General features: G+C 63.8%; 19 protein-coding genes and 1 riboswitch. All 19 genes read right to left on the bottom strand.

The window, feature by feature from the left end:
• Positions 1 to 7 precede the first annotated feature (7 nt).
• Entirely contained in the window at positions 8 to 889 is an 882-nt protein-coding gene (gene tolA, locus BLQ85_RS05830; RefSeq protein ID WP_074575397.1) for a cell envelope integrity protein TolA, read from the bottom strand.
• A 24-nt stretch (positions 890 to 913) separates the two neighbouring features.
• Positions 914 to 1354: a biopolymer transporter ExbD gene (locus BLQ85_RS05825; RefSeq protein ID WP_074575396.1), complete on the bottom strand. Its 441-nt coding sequence runs from the start codon at positions 1352 to 1354 to the stop codon at positions 914 to 916.
• Between the two features lie 18 nt (positions 1355 to 1372).
• Positions 1373 to 2065, bottom strand: a complete 693-nt coding sequence (tolQ, locus tag BLQ85_RS05820; RefSeq protein WP_074575395.1) for a protein TolQ — start codon at positions 2063 to 2065, stop codon at positions 1373 to 1375.
• Positions 2062 to 2511, bottom strand: coding sequence for a tol-pal system-associated acyl-CoA thioesterase (locus BLQ85_RS05815; RefSeq protein WP_074575394.1), 450 nt, complete (start codon positions 2509 to 2511; stop codon positions 2062 to 2064). The genes tolQ and BLQ85_RS05815 overlap by 4 nt, the downstream gene beginning before the upstream one ends.
• A complete protein-coding gene (locus tag BLQ85_RS05810; RefSeq protein ID WP_074575393.1) occupies positions 2508 to 3704 on the bottom strand; it encodes a pyridoxal phosphate-dependent aminotransferase in 1197 nt (398 codons plus the stop codon). The genes BLQ85_RS05815 and BLQ85_RS05810 overlap by 4 nt, the downstream gene beginning before the upstream one ends.
• Positions 3705 to 3714: 10 nt before the next feature.
• On the bottom strand, positions 3715 to 4242 hold the full coding sequence (nusB, locus tag BLQ85_RS05805) for a transcription antitermination factor NusB (protein WP_074575392.1): 528 nt from the start codon (positions 4240 to 4242) through the stop codon (positions 3715 to 3717).
• Between the two features lie 35 nt (positions 4243 to 4277).
• The gene (gene ribH, locus BLQ85_RS05800) at positions 4278 to 4742 is read right to left on the bottom strand and encodes a 6,7-dimethyl-8-ribityllumazine synthase (protein WP_074575391.1); all 465 of its coding nucleotides are present in this window, start codon (positions 4740 to 4742) and stop codon (positions 4278 to 4280) included.
• Positions 4743 to 4790: 48 nt separating this feature from the next.
• The gene (ribBA, locus tag BLQ85_RS05795; RefSeq protein WP_074575390.1) at positions 4791 to 5897 is read right to left on the bottom strand and encodes a bifunctional 3,4-dihydroxy-2-butanone-4-phosphate synthase/GTP cyclohydrolase II; all 1107 of its coding nucleotides are present in this window, start codon (positions 5895 to 5897) and stop codon (positions 4791 to 4793) included.
• A 3-nt stretch (positions 5898 to 5900) separates the two neighbouring features.
• Positions 5901 to 6542, bottom strand: a complete 642-nt coding sequence (locus tag BLQ85_RS05790; protein WP_074575389.1) for a riboflavin synthase — start codon at positions 6540 to 6542, stop codon at positions 5901 to 5903.
• 86 nt (positions 6543 to 6628) lie between these two features.
• Positions 6629 to 7753, bottom strand: coding sequence for a bifunctional diaminohydroxyphosphoribosylaminopyrimidine deaminase/5-amino-6-(5-phosphoribosylamino)uracil reductase RibD (ribD, locus tag BLQ85_RS05785; protein ID WP_139200905.1), 1125 nt, complete (start codon positions 7751 to 7753; stop codon positions 6629 to 6631).
• Positions 7754 to 7794: 41 nt separating this feature from the next.
• The gene (locus BLQ85_RS05780; RefSeq protein ID WP_217631809.1) at positions 7795 to 8268 is read right to left on the bottom strand and encodes a type IV pilin protein; all 474 of its coding nucleotides are present in this window, start codon (positions 8266 to 8268) and stop codon (positions 7795 to 7797) included.
• Positions 8269 to 8317: 49 nt separating this feature from the next.
• A complete protein-coding gene (locus tag BLQ85_RS05775; RefSeq protein ID WP_074575387.1) occupies positions 8318 to 12037 on the bottom strand; it encodes a pilus assembly protein in 3720 nt (1239 codons plus the stop codon).
• The gene (locus BLQ85_RS05770) at positions 12034 to 12582 is read right to left on the bottom strand and encodes a pilus assembly PilX family protein (protein ID WP_139200904.1); all 549 of its coding nucleotides are present in this window, start codon (positions 12580 to 12582) and stop codon (positions 12034 to 12036) included. Before BLQ85_RS05770 ends, BLQ85_RS05775 begins: the two co-directional genes overlap by 4 nt.
• On the bottom strand, positions 12569 to 13513 hold the full coding sequence (locus BLQ85_RS05765; RefSeq protein ID WP_083336756.1) for a PilW family protein: 945 nt from the start codon (positions 13511 to 13513) through the stop codon (positions 12569 to 12571). The genes BLQ85_RS05770 and BLQ85_RS05765 overlap by 14 nt, the downstream gene beginning before the upstream one ends.
• Positions 13510 to 14091, bottom strand: a complete 582-nt coding sequence (pilV, locus tag BLQ85_RS05760) for a type IV pilus modification protein PilV (protein WP_074575384.1) — start codon at positions 14089 to 14091, stop codon at positions 13510 to 13512. The genes BLQ85_RS05765 and pilV overlap by 4 nt, the downstream gene beginning before the upstream one ends.
• On the bottom strand, positions 14082 to 14669 hold the full coding sequence (locus tag BLQ85_RS24755) for a GspH/FimT family pseudopilin (protein WP_305790503.1): 588 nt from the start codon (positions 14667 to 14669) through the stop codon (positions 14082 to 14084). The genes pilV and BLQ85_RS24755 overlap by 10 nt, the downstream gene beginning before the upstream one ends.
• A gap of 151 nt (positions 14670 to 14820) precedes the next feature.
• Positions 14821 to 15270 (bottom strand): transcriptional regulator NrdR, encoded by a 450-nt coding sequence (nrdR, locus tag BLQ85_RS05750; protein ID WP_007872661.1) that lies wholly within the window; start codon positions 15268 to 15270, stop codon positions 14821 to 14823.
• 99 nt (positions 15271 to 15369) lie between these two features.
• On the bottom strand, positions 15370 to 16614 hold the full coding sequence (glyA, locus tag BLQ85_RS05745; RefSeq protein ID WP_074575382.1) for a serine hydroxymethyltransferase: 1245 nt from the start codon (positions 16612 to 16614) through the stop codon (positions 15370 to 15372).
• Between the two features lie 44 nt (positions 16615 to 16658).
• A riboswitch (ZMP/ZTP riboswitch) is annotated at positions 16659 to 16789 on the bottom strand.
• Positions 16790 to 16926: 137 nt separating this feature from the next.
• Positions 16927 to 17805, bottom strand: a complete 879-nt coding sequence (locus tag BLQ85_RS05740) for a lytic transglycosylase domain-containing protein (RefSeq protein ID WP_074575381.1) — start codon at positions 17803 to 17805, stop codon at positions 16927 to 16929.
• Between the last annotated feature and the right edge of the window lie 467 nt (positions 17806 to 18272).

Below are 18272 nucleotides of genomic sequence, written 5' to 3'. Positions count from 1 at the left end.
GCCGGGCCTAGTCCTTGGGGCCGAATTCAACGGGAAAGTCGGTGATGATCTTGCCGTTTTCATCCGGAGGAATGCGTTCCGCCTTCTCCACGGCCCGGAGAACGGCATCGTCCCAGGCTTGCACGCCGCTGGATTTGCTCAGCCTCGAACTCATGATCAGTCCCGTGGAGGAAACTTTCACCTGGACGACGGCTTTCGGGTTGCCCTGAATGCTTTCAGGATTGGCAAAGACGATGTTGCGCTTGAACAAAGCGGCCAGCCGTCCTCTGTAATTCGCTGATGGACCGCTGGCCCTTTGCGCCGTGCCGGTGGCGTCGGGGCTGCCTGTTGCACCGGCCAGGCCCATGGCGCGCCTGATGTTCGCCTGGCGCTGCTTTTCCGCTTCCGCATCCGCCAGTTTTTTCTTTTCCGCCTCTTTCGTGTCCAGCTTCTTGGCGTCTTCGGCGGCCTTGCGCTTGGCCAGTTCTTCCCTGGCCTTCTGCTCTTTCAGCTCTTTGTCTTTTTTCGCCTGCAGCTCGGCCTTGAGCTTTTCCTGCTTCTGGTTCTCGGCCTCTTTTTGCTGCTGCAGCAGCTTGCGTTTTTTCTCCTGCTCCAGCGCAATGTCGACATTGGGCGTGGGAGGGGGCGGCGGCTTCACTTCCGGCGTGGGGGGGGCCGGCGGTGGCGGCGGCGGGGTGGGGGCTTCGACCAGCTTGGGCGCCACGGCCTGCGGCACGCTGGTCCATATTTCGGCCTCGAAGGACGCCGCCTTGTCGCTGTGCTTCCAGTTGATGCCCCAGGTCAGCGCTGCCATCAACAGCAAGTGGGCAAGCACGGCCAAGCCGAAGGCGCGCAGCGAACCCGTGTCGCGGGGCGGTCCGAACTCGATGCGGTCTGCGGCGCTGGGCATGGCGAACTCCGGGCGGCCAGGCGGCTACTTGTTGCCGGTCTGCACCGACAGGCCCACGCGCGAGACACCGGCTTTTTGCAGGTTGTCCATGACCTGGACCACGGTTTCGTACTTGATGGATTTGTCGGCGCTGATGACCACGGGCACGGCCTGCGCGCCCTCGGCCTTCACGCCCGGCTCCAGCCGTGCGATGTCGGCCGCGACGTTGCGCACCTGGCTGGGCACGCTGTCGGTCTTGATCTTGATCTGCACGGTTTCATCCTTGCCGATCAGGATCTGCACCGGGTTCTGCGGCTGACTGGGCGCCTTGCCGACCTTGGGCAGTGCGATCATGCTGGGCGTGATCAGCGGCGCCGTCACCATGAAGATGATGAGCAGCACCAGCATCACGTCGATAAAAGGCACCATGTTGATCTCACTGATGGTGCGCCGGCCGCGGCCGCGGCGGGAATTGACTGCTGGCATGGCGGTCTCCTTACAGCTCTAGTGGCCCGAAGGTGATTGGGCGCCCAGGTTGCGCTGCAGGATGTTGGAGAACTCTTCGATGAAAGTCTCCAGCCGGTTGGCCACGCGGTCTATGTCGTGCGAGAAGCGGTTATAGGCGACGACGGCCGGAATCGCCGCGAACAGGCCAATGGCGGTGGCCACCAGCGCTTCGGCGATGCCGGGCGCCACCGTGGCCAGCGTGACCTGCTCCAGGGCCGCCAGGCCGGTGAAGGCGTGCATGATGCCCCAGACGGTGCCGAACAGGCCCACGTAAGGCGATACCGACCCGACGGTGGCCAGGAAGGACAGGTTGGATTCGATAGCGTCGAGTTCGCGCTGGTAGCTCGCGCGCATGGCGCGGCGCGCGCCGTCCAGCAGCGTGCCGGGGTCGGTGATGTGGCGCTCGCGCAGCTTCTGGTATTCACGCATGCCGCTGGCGAAAATCCGTTCCATCGCGCCCGAATGTTTGGCGTTCTGCGCGGCGCCGGCGAAGAGGTCGTTCAGGCTGGTGCCCGACCAGAATTCGCGGTCGAACTCGTCGTTGAGCTTCTGCACGCGCTTGAGCGCGACGATCTTGCGGAAGATCGCGGCCCAGCTGGCGATGGACACGCCGACCAGCAGCGCCACGACGGCCTGCACGACCCAGCTGGCATTGAGGATGAGGCTGACGATGGACAGGTCTTGGTTCATGTTGTGGCCGTATCAGTTTTTAAGCTGTCAAGAATGGAAGCCGGAATGCGCCGTGGCTGCAGGCTGGCGGCGTCGACCCAGCCTATGCGTATGCTGCCTTCACAGAGCAGTGGCGCCGGCTGCCCGGGTGGCTGCTCTGTTTTTAATAGCGCCTGCTGGCTGATTATCATGGACGCGCGGCCGGCTTCGACCAGGCTTGCCGTAACAATCAGTTCATCGTCCAGCCGGGCGGAACGATGGTAGCGGATGCTGGTTTCCGCCACTACGAAGATGCCGCCCGTGCTTTCCCGCAGGCGCTGCTGTTCAATACCGAGTGATCTGAGCCATTCGGTGCGCGAACGTTCAAAAAATTTCAGGTAGTTCGCGTAAAAAACAATGCCGCCGGCGTCGGTGTCTTCCCAATAGACCCGTAAAGGCCAGCTGAAAACCCGCGCGCCTGCGCTCATGCCAGCACTGCCTTGAGCCTGGCCACGGCTTCCTGCAACTGCGCCATGGAGTTGGCCGTGGAAAAGCGGATGAATTGTTCAGGCGCCGCATGGCCGAAATCGCGGCCCGGGGTGACCGCCAGGTGGGCGCGCTTCATGAGTTCGAACGCGAAGTCCCAGCTGCCGCTGACGCCCAGGCGCGCGGCTGCGGCGGTGCAGTCGGCATAGGCGTAAAACGCACCGTCGGGCATCACCGGCACCGTCAGGCCCAGGCGATTCAGTTCGGGGATGAAGTAGTCGCGGCGCGCCTTGAATTCGGCGCGGCGGCGTTCGTATTCCCGCAGGCTTTCGGGCTCGAAGCAGGCCAGCGCCGCATGCTGGGCCACGGTGCTGGGGCAGATGAAGAGGTTTTGCGCGATGCGCTCGACCACCGGCGCCAGCGCCTCGGGCACCACCAGCCAGCCCAGGCGCCAGCCGGTCATGTTGAAGTATTTGCTGAAGCTGTTGATGCTGATGACGCTCTGGCCCAGCTCGCCGGGCATGGCCAGGGCCGAGTGGCCGAAATGCTCTTCGTAGCTCAGGCCCAGGTAGATTTCATCGATCAGCGTGATGCCGTCGCGGGCGTGTACGAATTCGTGGATGCGCTGGAGCTCTTCGGGGGCGATCGAGGTGCCTGTCGGGTTGGAGGGCGAGGCCAGCAGCACGCCGCGCGTCTGGGGCTTCCAGGCGGCCTCGACTTTTTCGCGGGTGAGCTGGAAGCGTTCGGCCGCGGTGGTCGGCACCAGCACGGCGTTGCCCTCGGCGGCGCTGACAAAATGCCGGTTGCAGGGGTAGCTGGGGTCGGGCATCAGGATTTCATCGCCGGCCTCGATCAGCGCCAGGCAGGCCAGCTGCAGCGCGGCCGAGGCCCCCGCCGTGATGATGATGCGGCTGGGCGCGACTTGCGCGCCGAAACGCGCGGCATACCAGGCGCTGATGTGCTCGCGCAGCGCCGGCAGGCCGGTGGCCTGGGTGTACTGCGTGTTGCCCTGCGAGATCGCGCGGGCCGCGGCCTCCTGCACCAGGGGCGGCGCGGTGAAGTCGGGCTCGCCGATGTTCAGGAAGATCATGGGCCGGTCGCTGTGGGCGAATTCCTGCGCCAGCGCCGAGGCCGCCTTGGCGACCTCCATGACATAAAAGGGCTCTATGCGTTGAGCCCGCCGGGCGATTTTCACGGCAGGCCTTTCACCGGGCGGCTTGTCGGGCTTTGTCGGCGGCGACTTCGGCGGCGCGAAGGGCGGGCGCCATCTTGTTGAGCACGCCGTTGACGTATTTGTGGCCGTCAGTGCCGCCAAAGGCCTTGGCCAGTTCTATGCACTCGTTGATCACGACGCGCCAGGGCACGTCCAGGCAGTGGGTGAATTCGTAAGCGCCTATCCACAATACCGCGTGCTCGATGGGCGAGATCTCGGCCATGGGCCGGTCCAGCAGCGGAACAATGCCCGCGTCCAGCGTTTTGGCGTCGGCGATGCAGCCGTGCAGCAGCGCGTCGTAGTGGGCCGAATCGGCCTTGTGAAAGCCCGCGAGGTCGCGTGTGAAGGCGTCTATCGAATCGGCCTCGTTGCGTCCCACCAGGTGCTGGTAAAGAGCCTGCAGGGCGAATTCGCGCGCGCGCGTGCGCGCCGATTTGTCGGCCGCTTTTTTGACGCCGGTGTCGGTCAGGCCGGTGCGGGTCTGCGGCGGGCGTTTGGGTTTGATGATGGGTTCAGCCATGAAAAGTGCCAGTCAGGTTAAGGGGGTGAGCGCGCTCAGGCAATTTCATTGATCAGGTTGGCCATTTCGACGGCCACGCGCGCGGCGTCGCGCCCTTTTTCGTCCTGGCGGGCCTGGGCCTGCGCGAGGTTCTCGGTCGTCAGGATGGCATTGGCGATAGGCAGCTGGTAGTCCAGCGCCAGGCGCGTGACGGCGGCACCGCTTTCGTTGGCCACCAGCTCGAAGTGGTAGGTCTCGCCGCGGATGATGCAGCCCAGGGCGATCAGCGCGTCGTACTTGTCGCTTTCAGCCAGCGCCTGCAGCGCGCAGGGCACCTCCAGCGCGCCGGGCACCTTGACGTGGCGAATGTTGTCCTCATGCACGCCCAGGGCGGCAAGCTCGTGTTTGCAAGCCTCGGCCAGCGCATTGGTGACGCTTTCATTGAAGCGCGCCTGCACGATGCCTATGGAAAGTTTTCTGCCGTCCAGTTTGTCGGCCGTACCTTTTTCTGCTCCGAACACGATGATTCCCTTTTGATTGATGTGTAGCTTGATGGGCTGGCGAAAAGCTCAGTCCCGGGTGATGTAGCCGACGATTTCCAGGCCGTAGCCCGTCATGCTGGGCATGCGGCGCGGGTTGCCCATGAGGTTCATGCGGTGCACGCCGCATTCGCGCAAGATCTGCGCGCCCACGCCGTAGGTGCGCAGGTCCATGCGGCCGCGCTCGGGCGCCTGGCTGGCGCGTGCCGTGCCTTCGAACTGGGCCAGCAGCTGCGCTGCGCTTTCGCCGCAGTTGAGCAGCACGGCCACACCCCGGCCTTCATCGGCGATGTGTTTGAGGCTTTGGTCCAGGCTCCAGGAGTGCATGGGGCGGCCGGTTTCCAGCACGTCCAGCACCGACAGCGGCTCATGCACGCGCGCGGCCACGACGGCGTCGGCCGACCATTCGCCCCTGACCAGGGCCAGGTGCAGGCCCTGGCTGGGCTTGTCGCGAAAGGCGTGGGCGGTGAACTCGCCGAAGGCGGTCTGCAGCGTGCGGCAGCCGATTTTTTCGACCAGGGAGTCGTTGCGGCTGCGGTGCTCGATCAGGTCGGCGATGGTGCCTATCTTGAGGCCGTGCTCGGCCGCGAAGACCAGCAGGTCGGGCAGGCGGGCCATGGTGCCGTCGTCCTTCATGATCTCGCAGATCACGGCGGCCGGCGAGCAGCCGGCCATGCCGGCCAGGTCGCAGCCGGCTTCGGTATGGCCGGCGCGCATCAGCACGCCGCCGTCCACCGCCTGCAGCGGGAAGATGTGGCCGGGCTGCACCAGGTCGCTGACCTTGGCGTTTTTGGCGACGGCGGCCTGCACGGTGCGGGCGCGGTCGGCGGCCGAGATGCCGGTGGTCACGCCTTCGGCGGCCTCAATGGAAACCGTAAACGCCGTGGAATGTTTGGTGCCGTTGCGCGTTGCCATGGGCGGCAGCTGCAGCAGCTCGCAGCGTTCGCGGGTCAGGGTCAGGCAGATCAGGCCGCGGCCGAAACGCGCCATGAAGTTGATGGCCTCTGGCGTGACGTGGTCGGCCGCGAGCACCAGGTCGCCTTCGTTCTCGCGGTCTTCCTCGTCGATCAGGATGACCATGCGGCCGGCGCGCATGTCGGCGACGATGTCTTCAACGGGGGAAATGGCAGTGCTCATGGTTCAGGGCTTCTTTGAAATATTGTTGTGGGTGTCGCCCAGCATGCGCTCGACGTAGCGCGCGATCAGGTCGATTTCGAGGTTGACCTGGGAGCCGGCGGTCAGCCGGCCCAAGGCGGTGTTCTGCACGGTATGCGGGATCAGGTTGATGCTGAGCTCCGTGCCATCGGCCTGGTCGGTGACCCGGTTGACCGTCAGGCTCACGCCGTTGACGGTGATGGAGCCCTTGTAGGCCAGGTATTTGCCGAGTTCGCGCGGGGCCAGTATGCGCAGCTCCCAGCTTTCACCGACCTCGGCGAAATGCGTGACGCGGCCGATTCCGTCGACATGGCCCGAGACGATATGGCCGCCCAGGCGGTCGTGGGCGCGCAGGGCTTTTTCGAGGTTGACGGTGCCGGTTTCGGCAAGGCCTGTGGTTTTGGCCAGCGATTCGGCGGAAATGTCGATGGTGAAGCGATTGAGGGGCAGGTCCAGTGTGGTGGCCGTCATGCAGGCGCCGTTGAGCGCGATGCTGTCGCCCAGGCCCACGTCGTCGAGGTAACCCGCAGGCGCCTCGATGGTGAGCCGCTTGCCGTGGTCTGAAGAGCTGCCCAGGCTTTGGATGGCGACGATGCGCCCCAAGCCGGTAATGATTCCGGTAAACATGCGCTATTTTCGCAGGGATTCCAGCCCCGGCGTGGGGAAAGGCCACTATTGCCCGGTAAAAGCCGCCCGGGCCGCATGAAATCGAGCTAGAACTGGTCCCTGCCCACGCCACGGGCCAGCACGCGCAGGTCCGGGCCTACCCTCTCGGCGGAATGGAATTGCAGGGCCACGGCATCACCGAGCTGCTCCAGGGGGCCGAACGAGGCCATGCCCATACCCGGGCCCAGCAGCTTGGGCGCGAGGTAGACCAGGAATTCGTCGACCAGCCCTTCGCGGACCAGGGAACCGTTGAGCTTGCTGCCGGCCTCCACATGCAGGTCGTTGATTTCGCGGTGCGCCAGGTTTTTCATCATGGCGGCCAGGTCCACTTTTCCGCGGGCATCGGGCAGGCAGGTCACCGTCGCGCCTTTGGCCGTGAGAGCGGCCTCCCGCGAAGTGTCCTGAACCGCCGTGTAAATCCACACCGGCCCGCCGGCCTCGAAAATCTTCGCGTCCACCGGCGTCTGCAGCAGGCTGTCGACGATCACGCGAAAGGGTTGCCTGGGCGTATCCACCAGCCGGACGTCCAGCCGGGGGTTATCTTGCAGCACCGTGCCTATGCCCGTCAGCACGGCACCGGCCCGCGCGCGCCAGGCATGGCCGTCGGCCCGGGCTTCGGGCGAGGTGATCCATTGGCTCTGGCCGTTGGCCAGGGCGGTGGCGCCGTCCAGCGAGGCGGCGATTTTCATGCGCACCCAGGGGGTCTTGCGGACCATGCGGCTGAAGAAGCCGATATTCAGTTCCCTGGCCTGCGCAGCACCGGCGCCCACTTCCACCGCTACACCGGCCGCGCGCAGGCGTTCAAAGCCCTGGCCGGAAACCAGCGGATTGGGGTCGGCCATGGAGGCAACAACTTTGCGGATGCCCGCGGCAACGAGGGCGTCGCAGCAGGGGCCGGTGCGTCCATGGTGGGAGCAGGGCTCCAGCGTGACATAGGCGGTGGCGCCTTCGGTGGAATGGCCCCGGGCCGCCGCATCGCGCAGGGCCATGATTTCCGCGTGGGGGCCTCCGGCCTGCTGTGTGTGGCCGGTGCCTATGGTTTGTCCCGCGGGGGATACCAGGACACAGCCAATGCGGGGATTGGGCGATGCGCTGAAGGGCGCGTTGGCTGCGGCCTGCAGGGCGGCCTGGATGAATTCGAGAGAGGAGGCTGTATGGATGGGCTGCTGCATGGTTTCCTGCTGCGGCCACATCAGGGACGGGGCCTAGTGCTTTAACGCCAACATTCCGCGATCAAGTCGGCGGTCGCGCCTGCGGCGGTGATGCCTTTGGCCCCCGACTGCGTCAGGGTGAAGCCGCCGCACTTGTCGTTGGCCATGTTGGCCGTGCTCAAAGGACGCATGATAAGCGTGAATGTGCTTGACGTGGCGCTGCTGGGGCCGGCGCCGGTGTTGGAGATCGCGTAGAGTTGCGTGCCTTCGGCGGGCGATCTGAGCAAGGCGGGCGGCATGGTGGCCCAGATGGTCTGCGAGCCGGTGCGGTCCGCGTCGTAACGGTCGTTGGCCGCGTAGAAGCGCTGCATGTACTGGGCGGCCTGCGAAAGCTGCGCCCGCGCCGCGGCACGGTTGCCGCGCGCGATGTAGCTCTGGTAAGAGGGCAGGGCGATCGCGGCCAGCAAGCCGACGATTGCCACCACGATCATCAGCTCAATCAGCGTAAAGCCCGCCGAGCCGCTGTTTTTTTTCAGTTTGGACATCATGGAATGATTCTCTTTGTAAAAGCAGCGATTTTCAAGCTCAGTTGGCACGCGGGAAGAGCTGGCGCCACGAACGGTTCAGGACGGAGCCTGGGCATTCGCCGGGGTGGGCGGCCCGGTAGGAGGCGCTGCTGCAATTGGCCGTCGTGCACTCGGGCGCATGCGCTGCAGCGTAAGCCGCGTCGGCGCAACTGCCGCATTCAGCAACGTGGGCTACCGCATAGACCGGGTTGGTGCAGTCCTGGGGTGGGGGGGCGCCCTTGGTGCGAATCGTGATAGAGCCGCTTGCAGTCTGAACGCTTCGCAGGCCGGTGTCTTCACCCAAGGAGTTTCGGATAACGAGGACAACGTCGACGCCATCAGCGGGTGTGGTGAAGGTGCAGACGTTCGCGTCCCTCTCGTCAATCAGTTTATCGCCATTTGTGTCCAGTGTGCCGCCCGCACGGCAAAGCCCGGTGAATGGATTGATCGTGTAGGTCTGTCCTTTGCTTGTCGCGGCCAGGCAGCTCGATGCGCTGGTGATTGGTGCAACTGTGTCGACTTTGACCACTTCGTCCACCATATTAATCTCTGAGATGGTGCGTTGACCGGTAAAGGTATCTTGAGCCAGCTTCCAGCCCCGACGGGTGGACCAGTCAAGGGTGGTGACTGCCGGATTGACAAAGCTGATCCCGCCGACGTCAGTGGCGCCGCCGCCGTTGATTGTCTCGCCAGTGCTTGGATCGATACTCCCGGTAACGAGGGTGTGTTTAAGACCTTCGAGTTGCGAGTCGGTAATGGAGTCGGAACCCGTGGAGCCGAACGGCTTGCGGTCCCACAGACCATAGACTTGCTGGATCGGCGTCGTCACGGAAGGGTCAGCCGCCTCAAACAACTTGCCGGTAGCCACGATCACTATATAGCTGGGTATGAAGCCGGGCTGGTCGGTCCGTTCAATCACAGCCGGCGCGCCTGTAATGGGCAAGGGTGTTGCGCCGCTGAGCGCGGTGAACAGCGCAACACCGCCGTTGCCAAGGCCCCAAGCGGAAGAAGTGGCACCGCTCAGGTCGAATTTCCATAAGCGGCCTTTCAGGTCGCCCGCATAGACGCCGATGATTTGCCGTTTGTCGTTGTAAACCAGGCGCACGCCGCCAAGGCCGTTGCCGGTCGTGTTGTCGGTCTGGATTTCCTTGAGCAGTTTGCCGGTGCCGGTCTCAACGACAAAGAGGCTGGCTTTCCCGGATTTGCTGTCATAGCCGTTGCCGAAGATGGTCACCCAGTTGCCGCTGACCGTGATGCCACTCTGGGCTTTGGTCAGGACATTGCCCAGTTCTGCGAACGAGGTCGTGGAGTTTCCTGGCATCACGGGAAACGCAGGGTCCGCATTGACTTCCCACAAGATCGCCTTGCCGTTCATGAGCAGGGGGTCGGTGGCATTCAGCGCGAAGACCGACTTGGCACCGGCGCCAGCGGTACCCACGACCAGGTTGCGCCATCCTGTGGACGTGCCTCCGCCGGTCAGATTGGGGGTTGTTAGATAGGCGTCGACCTCCATCATCGGGCCGTCCACCATGTAAGTGTGGGCATAGGGATAGCCACTATCGGTCAGGGCTTCGAGCTTTCCAAGTACGGACCGTGGAACGTAGGCAAAGACTTCCCGGCCGCCCATATTGCTGCCGTAGCCTTCCCCAAATGCATGCAGCATGCCGTCATTACCACCCACAAACACCACACCTTCGGTGCGGGCCGCCTTGCTGGCCATGTAGGCGGCATAGGTGGTCAGGCCTGGGGTCGATGCTGGAAGCTTCTCATACTGGGGATTGGTGTTGTTCCTGATGTAGGCGGGTGTCGAATTGACGAGGTCACCCAGAACCGCCGGACGTTTTCTCATGCCGGCACCTTCCTTGGTCCGCACGCCACGCAGGTAGTCGATGATGTCGGAGGTCACCGCATTGCTCATCTGCATATTGGTGTTGGTGCCCTTCAGGCTGTTGGCTGCCGTGGTGATGTTGGTATAGGTGAAGTCGAGGCCCTGCTTGGTTGCGTCGGTCCAGACGAAAATCTTCCGGGAAGCCGGTGCGGGCAGCGTGGTAGCGCCCGTGGGCTGTCCGTTGCCGTCGGTGGCGATGACCTGCCAGTCCACGGAGCTTGTAACTATGTCTTTCATCTGGAGGTTGCCCCACCATGTGCCGCTAATGTAGAAGGGAATAAATTTCTTGGTGCCTACGGTCAGGTCAGTGGCGGATGCCGCTACACCGGCTTGCGAGAACTGCTGACTCGCGATACTGCCGATGACATTGCCCAGATCGGTCGCGAATTGTTGTGCATCGGTCACCGTGAGGAAATCGCCGCCGCCGTTGTGGGCCGCGTGGCGCATGTCGTCAATCGTCGTGACGGTATTGAGCACGGGGACGGCCCAGTTCAGGTTGCCGGCTTTGGCGCTGCCCACGTCGCCATCGGTCATCTTGCCGGGTGCGCCGAAGCTGACCATGTAGCTGGTCATGTTCTGCCAGAACGGGGGGGCCGAGGCATCGCCGATGCCGTAGTCGTTCGCCAGGTCGGGGCGCAGGTCAGTGGCCCAGTATTTCAGCGCAATGTCGGCCAGGGTGTCGGCGGTGCCGGCCGCGCCGGTGGTCTTGTCCGATTTGCCTTTGTTGCGCACGTCGGTTTTGTCGCCTGGCTTGTACTGGTAGCTTTTGGTGGGGTCCAGGGCATGGGTGTATTTAACCCCCAAGGTGCTGTCGACATCGCCTACGCCCGCGGGCGCTGCATCGGTGTAAAAGCCGTCGGTGATCAGCATGGAATAGGAACGGCGGCAGGACAGGTGGCTGGCCGGCGTTTCCCCGGTGGGGGGCGCCCAGGGCTTGGATCCCCAGGGGCCGCTGTTGGCATTGTTCTGGTAGTACTTGCCGACTCTGTCAAGCGCGCCGCGCAGCGGCGTGCCGCCACTGGCCACGCGCGCATCAAGCCAGGCATAGAAAGCGGGTTTGGCTACACCGAAATCCGTCATGGTATTGGGCGTGCCGTTGATGTCGCCATAGGCCAGGCGGAAATTGTCGGCCTGGCCCGCGAAGGCTGCGGACAGGCCGGTCTTTGCCGAACTGATGCGGTCTATGTGGTACTTACGCCAGTTCGCGATGTTCTGGCGTTCCTCGTTGAAGGTACAAGTGGCGCCAGCGCAGTCCGTGCGGGTGCCACCATGCGGCCCGAATGGGTTGGTGCTGCCGCTGCCGGAGGTATTGGAGCCGTTCTTTTTGAAAGTGCTTGTCGTGACCTGGTAGCTGTCGTAGTTTCCGGTGTTCTTGAGGTCGTTGGACGTAGTAAAGGTTGTCGGGTCGACGCCTGTTTTCGGCAGGAACATGGTCACGACCGAGGTGTTATCCACTGCGGCGTTCCCTTGGAGAACACCACCGACATAACCCGGTGCGTAGAGCTTTTTGGGGTTGTAAAACAGCAGGTTGTTGACAGGGGAACTCTGGCGAGGGTCGCCGCTGCCAATGCAATCCACATGAAAGCCCGGGATGCTGGTGGATCCAGGGGATTCGGCGAGCAGCGCGGCGCTGACATGCTTGGCATAGACGCACTCCCAGTCCATGGATCCCGAGGTATCGAGCACCAGCGCAATGTTGGGCCTGACGTTCACGGTTCTGGACAGCAGCGGTTCCTGCGCGACGACCGCGAATGAACTGTCCGCCGCAACCAGCGCGACCGCGTAGAACGCGACGTTTCGCAAAAAGGAAAATTTCATGGCCAGGCCTTTCATGCTCGCGTCGAGCATCATTTCATGGTTACTACAGATTGGAGCCACACCTCGGTGCCCCTGGGGGCGCTCCCGTCTTTCGCGCCGACTTCAGGGCCGAAGCCTCTGGCCGTCGTGACAAAAACCTTGGTGTCGGCGGGGGTCAGGTACTGCGCCATGCACTCGGGCTGGCGGGTGAAATAAACGGTGGTTCCGGCGTCGCCGGCCGAGGTGAACGCGACCGTCTTGAGGTTGGCCGTCGGCGCGAGGGTGTCCCAATTGGCCATGGTTTCCCAGCCGTATTTGGTGCCGGCGCCGACGGGGGCTGCCTCAGGCGCGAAGCCGGTGGCCGGGTTGGCGGCGTAGAGCTGCACCTGCTGCTCGCAAAAGCGCAGGGCGGTTTCAGCCGTTTGCCGGGCCAGCGCCTGCTGGCGGCTCTGGTTGGCCACCTGTTCGGTCGACGAGGCGCCGCGAATCGAGATGCTGGCCAGAACCGAAAGAATCATCAGCATGATGAGCGCCACAATCAGCACGACGCCCTGCTGCCCGTGCATTTTTACGGTTTGGCGTGGTTCAGGGATTGACATAACCTACTCCGTGATTGCGCAGCAGCACCGTGGTGCGGTAGGCGCGGCGCATCCTGCCGTCGGTGATGTCGACATCGGCGCCCGCGCAGTTTTGATAGCTTGGCTTGACGGCGGAGGTGCCCAGATCCCTCAGCACGGCGTCCTCGCTCCTGACCACCACGCAGACCTGCGCCGCGACCACCTTGTTCCAGCGGTCCAGCATGGGCAGGGCCGTCAGGGCCGCATCCGTGGGGTTGATGATGCCGGAGGCGCTCAGGTAGCCGCGCACGTTCTGGCTGTTGGGGACGGCGGGCTCGGCAACCGCGAAATTCACCGTCGCGCTTTCAATGTTTTCAGCCAGCACCTGCGATTGCGCCAGGTTCCCGCTTCCGCGGCAGGTCAGCGTGTTGTTGGTGATGGAGATGCGCGACTGCATGGTGTAGTAGCCCCCCGCGCCCGCGGCCGCCACGCCGTTGCCTATGCAGTCCATGGGCAGGCCGCCGGCGGTGTTTTTACCGGTGTTGAGGTCACCCTCGTAGGCCACGGCCAGGCCGAAGCCACCGCTCCCGGCGCAGGTCAGGGCGCTTATGTTGGCGACGGTGGCGTCCGTGAAACCCGTGTTGCAGGCGTACAGGTTCCAGCCGCCCTGGCCCAGGTCGTTCTTGACGCCGCCGGTGCGCGTGGGGTTGTAGCCCGCCTGGCGCAGCTCCTGGGTAAAAACGCCGAGCGCCATCTGCGCGTCCTCGTTCATCTGGCCCTGGGCCTGCGCGTTGCGCGTGGCCGTGCTGCCGGAGAGGTACATGACAACCAGGGCGCCTATGATCACCATGCCCAACACCATGGAGATCAGCAGCTCGATCAGGGTAAAGCCAGAAGACTGCCGCCTTCCCGCGAATCTTGCCGCCGGCATGCGAAGACGCTGCCGCGGGCGGGTTTTTGCGAATGAAGTCATAACTGCACCTTCATGTAAAAGCAGCGCGGCAGGGTGGCCAGGGCCTTTGCGGTGGCCGAGCAGTTGTCGGACGTCAATTCGGCGGACTGGTCGACACCGGCGACCTTTCGGGTGTTGTCCAGCACGCCGGCTTCTTCCCAGACGATCCAGATGTTGGCCTGGGTTGCGCTGGCGCCGGGACGGGTGACTTCGACCCCGCCCTGGGGCAGCAGCGCGCGAACCCGGCTCTGGAAGGCCGTGAGGTCCGCGGCAGCCAGCAGCGCGGGGGTGGTGCAATTGGGAAAGGCGCAGGGCGCGAGGGCCGGGGGGTTACCCGTGGTCATCATCGCCACGTCGTAATTGCCGCCGGAAAGACCGGTCGGGTTGAGCCTGATCACTTCCGCCAGTTCCGTGGCCAGGGCGCTTGCGATGGCGCGGTTGGCCGCGTTCTTTTGCGCCGCGACCGAGTAGGCCTGCATGCCGGCGAGCGCCAGCATGCCGAAGGACATGAGCAGTATGGAAATGAGCACTTCCAGCAGCGACGAGCCTCGTTGCCCCTTGCGCGAAGGAGCGGGTTTTCTGGTGAATCCTACGAGCATGCGACATCCCCCGTCTGGACCTTGACCCGGCCCACTGAGTTCATGCACAGGGTGCGGGTGTAGTAAGCGTTGGTGGCAAATGAGCCTGAGGCGTGGACCAGCCACCGGCCTGACTGGCCGATGGCGCGGCCCGTGGCGTCATAAATGATGCCGTTCCCGGTGCTGACGGCCGTGGGAGTGGAGACGCCCACGGCGAAAAAGTCGCTGATGCCGGCCATGGGCTCCTGGGCGCGCAGCACGATGTCGGTCGCGGCGTCGAAGCTGCCGTTGCTGTTGCTGTCAAGGAAGACTACCCATCCCTGCATCCAGCCGCCGACGGTCGCGCCATTTCCGGTGGAGCATACGGGGCTCGCCGCGGTCGAGTTGGCGGTCCTGCAAATGGTCACGCTCTTTCCGCGCCGCATGGCTTCACCGCGGGCGTAGCGCGTATCCGAGATAAACCCGTTGGTGGCCCGGGTGACGGACGAGTTGGCGAGCAGGCCCAGGAAAGAAGGCGCCGCAAGCGTTGCCAGAATGCCGATGATGGCGACGACAACCAGGATTTCAATCAGGGTGAAGCCGCGCTGGGCTCGTCTCATCCGCCAGGGCGGTTGGGGACGGGAAGTGGCTCGGCCGGCGATCGATAGATTTTCGAACATGCGCAATTGTGAGCATGCGCCGGCGCTCCCGCCTCCTGTATTCGACGCCCGGTCAGCTTTGCGTGACAAACGGTCGGCGCCGCCCGGGCCCCTAGCGCCTGACTTCGTCGACCAGGGTCTTGAACTCGTCGATGTCCTCAAAGCTGCGGTACACGCTGGCAAAACGCACGTAGGCCACTTTGTCGAGCTTCTTGAGCTCGCGCATCACCAGCTCGCCAAGCCGGTTGGAGGCGACCTCGCGCACACCCAGGCTCAGCAGCTTTTCTTCTATACGCTCGATGGCCGAGTCGATCTGCTCGGTGCTGACCGGGCGCTTGCGCAGCGCCAGGTTCATGGAGCCCAGGATCTTGCTGCGCTTGTACTCGATGCGCCGGCCGTCCTTCTTGACGATGGACGGGAAGGTGACGTCGGGCCGCTCGTAGGTGGTGAAGCGTTTCTCGCAGGCGCCGCACTGGCGGCGGCGGCGTATGAAGTCGGCATCCTCGGCCACCCTGGTTTCGACAACCTGGGTTTCGAGATGGCCGCAGAAAGGGCATTTCATGGGTGTTGACCTGAATTTAAAAACATCAATCGGTCTTTAGCCCATTGAGGACGGCAGGGGCACGATGGAAAACAGGGGGCCCCAAGCCGTCCGCCATGGTTAACGGTAAACCGGGAAGCGGCTGGTCAAGGCGTGGACCTTGGCGCGTACCGTTTCCAGGGTGGCCGCGTCGCGCGGATTGTCGAGCACGTCGGCAATCAGGTTGGCGGTGGCGCGGGCTTCCTCGTCCTTGAAGCCGCGGGTGGTCATGGCCGGGGTGCCGATGCGCACACCGCTGGTGACCATGGGTTTTTCCGGGTCGTTCGGGATGGCGTTCTTGTTGATCGTCATGTGGGCGCTGCCCAGCACGGCTTCGGCTTCCTTGCCGGTAATGCCTTTGGCGCGCAGGTCGACCAGCATCACGTGGCTTTCGGTGCGGCCGCTGACGATGCGCAGGCCGCGCTGCGTCAGGGTGTCGGCGACGATCTGCGCGTTCTTCACGACCTGCTGCTGGTAGGCCTTGAACTCGGGCGTCATGGCTTCCTTGAAGGCCACGGCCTTGGCCGCGATCACATGCATCAGCGGGCCGCCCTGCAGGCCGGGGAAGATGGCGCTGTTGATGGCTTTTTCATGCTCGGCCTTCATCAGGATGATGCCGCCGCGCGGGCCGCGCAGGCTTTTGTGCGTGGTCGAGGTGACGATATCGGCATGCGGCACCGGGTTCGGGTAGACGCCCGCGGCCACCAGGCCGGCGTAGTGGGCGATGTCGACCATGAAGATGGCGCCGACGGCCTTGGCTACCTTGGCGAAGCGCTCGAAGTCGATGCGCAGGCTGTAGGCCGAGGCGCCCGCGATGATCAGCTTGGGCTTGGTTTCGTGGGCCTTGCGTTCCATCGCGTCGTAGTCGATTTCTTCCTTGTCGTTCAGGCCGTAGGACACGACGTTGAACCACTTGCCGCTCATGTTCAGGGCCATGCCGTGCGTCAGGTGGCCGCCTTCGGCCAGGCTCATGCCCATGATGGTGTCGCCGGGTTTCAGGAAGGCCAGGAACACCGCCTCGTTGGCCGAAGCGCCGCAATGCGCCTGCACGTTGGCGGCCTCGGCACCGAAGATCGCCTTGATGCGGTCGATGGCCAGTTGCTCGGCGACGTCCACGTGTTCGCAGCCGCCGTAGTAGCGGCGGCCGGGATAGCCTTCGGCGTATTTGTTGGTGAGTTGCGAGCCCTGCGCGGCCATGACGGCGGGCGAGGCGTAGTTTTCGCTGGCGATCAGCTCGATGTGCTGCTCTTGCCGGGCGTTTTCAGCCTGGATGGCGGCGAAGATTTCGGGGTCGGTCTGTTCGACCAGGATGTCGCGGTGGTACATGGCAGTCCTTAAAGACGTGGTCCCTGCTATTCAATGAATGAAACAAGGGCTGCCCAGGCGAACGGCTGAACGCTTGGGCCCAACGGCTTTCAGCGGTGCGCTTCCCAGTGGTGTCCCACGTCAGCTTCGATGGTTGCGAAAAACCTCGAGCCTATCGCCAGTTGCGCACCCGGCTAGTGTAACTGAGGGCGCGTAAAACCCCGCGGCGCATCGTCCCATTCCCATGGCCTGAAAGCAAAAAGCCGGGCGCTGGCGGCGGCCCGGCTTTGCGGTGCAAGCGGGCGGGCCCTCGGGCCGCGCCGCCGGCAGGGATCAGGACTGGTTCAGCAGTGCCACTTTTTCAGGTGTCTTGCCCTCCGAGGCCGGCGTGTCGGACTTGCCGGGCAGGGAGGCCGGAACCGGGCGCGAAGTGCCGGGCTCGGCAAAGAAGGGCGAAGGCTTGCCGCGCTTGGACGCCGATGCCACCACGGCCAGCAGGCGGGCGTGTTCCCCCATCACCTTGCCGGCGTAGCCGCCGTCGTCTTCCATGTTGGCGGCGCCCACATAGTATTTGAGGCCGCCCTCGATGGAGCCGGCCCGGGCGATGCATTCCTGCAGCACCTTGACGCCGACGCGCAGGTTGGTCACCGGGTCGAAGGCCGCCAGCTTGCCGCCGAAGTTGTCGTATTTGTCGTGGTGCACCTTGGTCATGACCTGCATCAGACCCTGGGCGCCCACCGGGCTTTGCGCGAAGGGGTTGAAGCCAGACTCGATGGCCATGATGGCCAGGATCAGGGTCGGGTCGAGCTTGGCCTTCTGGCCGATGTCGAAGGCTTCGGCCACCAGCACGCTCAGGGGCTCCGGCGCCACGCCGTATTTCTTGCTGAGCCAGTAGGCCACTGCCGCCTGCTGGGCCGGCAGGTCCTTGGGGTTGGACGCCGTGGCGCGCTCGATGGCGGCCGGCTCGGTAAAGCCGATGGCCGCCTCCTGGCGCTGCTGCAGCCAGGTCATGAGCTTGAATTCACCGGCCTGACGCAAGTCGGGCCGGGCCGTCAGTGTGATCACCGCGAACACGACCGCCAGGCCCAGAAGGGCAAAGCTGTTGTGGGTGATCTCGAAAAAGCCCTGGGCGATGTCATCAGCAATGGTTAAAACACTGCTGCGTACACTTTTCAAGTGCGCCTCAAGGCCGAATTGTCCTAGCGCTGTCATAGCACTCCTTTCTACGCTTGCAGGCCCTTTGGGGGCCAAGCAGGCTTTGATTGGGTCGCCATCAAACCAAGGCATGCCTTGTGGGGTGTTGACCCCTGTTTGACGTTGCCGGCTTCTTTGGTGAAGGGGGGCAGCGGAGATTCGGGTTGTCCCTAGGTTTCTGTGGGACTGGCGGGATTCTATGGGGTCGTTAAATAACCTGTCAATAATAACAAATCGTTTCTTTATATTGAATAAGCAAATAAAAACCTTGATTCTGGGCAGAACCCGCCTGAATCAAGGTAGTTACGGCCCCTTTTTGAGACCAAGCTCTAAGTTAGATTCGACGTGAAAAATACCGGATCAGCGGATCGCGGGTCCGGCTGTAGGCGGTTTCCGATGCTCCATGTGGGACGGTTGGGGCGATTTCGGGATGCCGGCGGGTGTCCGAAGGCTGCGGCAATCACTCCGGTCCCGGTGATTGAAAA

It is taken from the genome of Polaromonas sp. JS666 (assembly GCF_900103405.1).
In the GTDB taxonomy this organism is placed as follows: Bacteria; Pseudomonadota; Gammaproteobacteria; order Burkholderiales; family Burkholderiaceae_C; genus Polaromonas.
The sequence above is the reverse complement of the archived record's forward strand: the minus strand, read 5'-3'. Positions and strand labels throughout refer to the sequence as shown.